Annotated in this window: 1 pseudogene; it reads right to left on the bottom strand. The window is 71.1% G+C overall.

Annotated features, from left to right (window positions below):
- Positions 1–384, bottom strand: a pseudogene (locus LI94_RS24205) (PPE family protein); the annotation flags it as partial.

Below are 384 nucleotides of genomic sequence, written 5' to 3' on the forward strand. Positions count from 1 at the left end.
TCCGAAAGCGTTGCCGCGCAACCGGGCCAGTCCTGCTGCTCCCGCGTCGCTTCGCTGAGCTGTCCCGGTGAACCCCAGTGCTCCTGCCCCGGATTCCGAGCAGGCGGGTGTCGTTGTCTCGTCGGGCGTTTCGTAGTCGTCGGCGGCACCCAGCGTCATGGTGGCGTGGGCGTATTCCTTGATCTGGTCACGGCGCCGCCGGCGCGACCGCAGCGGTGCGCGAGCTGCCGGCGCGCGAGCCGAGACCGCCGCGGAAGCGCCGGCGGCTGGAGCCCTGGACTGGTCGCGGCCGGTCAGGCTGGGCCCGAAGCCTTCGGCGTGGCCCCCGGTCACCAGATAGGCCAACGTCTCGGCGCCGCCTGCCGGTCTGTCTCTTATACACAT

The sequence above is a fragment of the Mycobacterium sp. UM_Kg27 genome, from assembly GCF_000972905.1.
Lineage (GTDB): Bacteria > Actinomycetota > Actinomycetes > Mycobacteriales > Mycobacteriaceae > Mycobacterium.